The organism is Anaerobutyricum hallii DSM 3353, assembly GCF_000173975.1.
GTDB lineage: Bacteria > Bacillota > Clostridia > Lachnospirales > Lachnospiraceae > Anaerobutyricum > Anaerobutyricum hallii.
The window spans coordinates 1-1,194 of record NZ_ACEP01000103.1; the positions used below are offsets into that span (position 1 = coordinate 1).

The window sequence follows — 1,194 nt, forward strand, 5'->3', positions numbered from 1 at the left end:
AATAAGGAAGAGATTAAAAAAGAAGAGCAGCATCCACGAAGAACGATCAAATGGATCCATTACTCTAAACTGAAAACAAATCCAGATCAGTATTGTCCTGCAAGAGATAAGGAAGAGATAGAATCCCTTGCAGATCTGATCGAAGCTGCGGGAGAAGTCATTGAAAATCTGTCCGTAAGTAAATCAGATACGGATGAATACCGGATTATTGCCGGACATAAAAGATGCGAGGCATGCAGGTTACTTGTAGAAGAGAGAGGACTGAAACAGTTTGAATTTCTCCCATGCATTGTAAATAATGTTAGCGTAGTACAGGAAAGTTTCCGTGTACTGGCTTCCAATGGCTATCATACGAAAAAGCCATATGAGCTGATGCATGAGATTACAGAGATGGAGAGACTTTTATGGGAACATCCAGAAGAATTCCCCCCTTCTTTACAGAAAGGTAGAATGGTAGAACGCTTATCAAAAAAAATGGGGATTGCAAGGGCTACGGTACAGGAGTACCAGCAGATCTCCAGAAATTTACTTCCAGAGGCAATGGAAAAATTTAAGGAAGGGGAGATAGAAAAATCTGCCGCACTCACTCTGGCGAGGCTGCCGGAAAAGATGCAGAAGGAAGTGATCGAACAGGGGATTACAAAAAATGTGGATATAGAAGAATATAAACAGAAGAATTTAGAACCGGGTGCGGTAGAGATACGGGTATCGTACCGGCTGTTGGGTATAGATGAATATGACAGGTCTACTGTCTCCAGAAAAGCACTCGTAAAGTTCTTAAAAGGGAGATATGGGAGTACATCATATGAAATATCACAAGGGGAGATCAGGATCTCCTGCTCGGATAAAAACATCAGTATCTCAGAGAGATCCATTACATGGGAACGGTATGTGACCCTGCTTGACCAGTACTGCCCAAAAGAAGAAAAAGAAGAGCCAGAGCCTGTAGAAAGGAGGGAAGAACAAAGAGATATGGTATCAGAAATAGAAACAGAAGATACAGACTGCAAAGAGCCTGCCGGAAAGCCGGACAGGGAAGGAAGGGAAGTTTCTGTCTCGATGGATGAGTTAGTGGAAGAAGGAAGGGAAGAAACAGCTGGATTAACCCGTCAGGAATATATGAATTCTTTAGATATAAAAGGGGTTTCCAGTTATATCAGCTATTTTCTTCCTGAAGAAATCTTGCGGTGTCCG

1 protein-coding gene is annotated in these 1,194 nt (G+C 42.2%); it reads left to right on the top strand.

The features are described 5' to 3' along the window. Window positions 1-1,194: ParB/RepB/Spo0J family partition protein (locus EUBHAL_RS14890; protein WP_005349057.1), on the top strand; the 1,194-nt coding region annotated here is incomplete at both ends.